1 pseudogene is annotated in these 303 nt (G+C 63.4%); it reads left to right on the top strand.

From position 1 onward, the window contains the following. Positions 1 to 303 (top strand): annotated as a pseudogene (locus JHD64_RS21515) (hypothetical protein); the annotation flags it as partial.

Below are 303 nucleotides of genomic sequence, written 5' to 3'. Positions count from 1 at the left end.
GCGCCAACCACGTGGTCACCACCACGGCGACCGTGGCAGCCAATGGCAGCTGGACCGTTCCGGCCAGCAGCCTGAGCGGCCTGGTGGATGGCCCGGTAACGGTGAAAGCCAGCGTCAGCGATGTGGCCGGCAATACCGCCAGCGCCAGCAATAGCGACAGCAAGGATACGGTGGCTACCATTGCCATCAGCAGTGATGGCAGTGGCAGCGATCATGTCTATAACAGCAGCGAAAGCACTGCCGCCGTGGTCAGCGGTACCACCACGGGCGTGGAAACCGGCCAGACTGTCACCGTCACCTTCA

It is taken from the genome of Aquitalea sp. ASV15 (genome assembly GCF_016429115.1).
Lineage (GTDB): Bacteria > Pseudomonadota > Gammaproteobacteria > Burkholderiales > Chromobacteriaceae > Aquitalea > Aquitalea magnusonii.
This window is presented reverse-complemented; position numbering and strand designations above follow the sequence as displayed.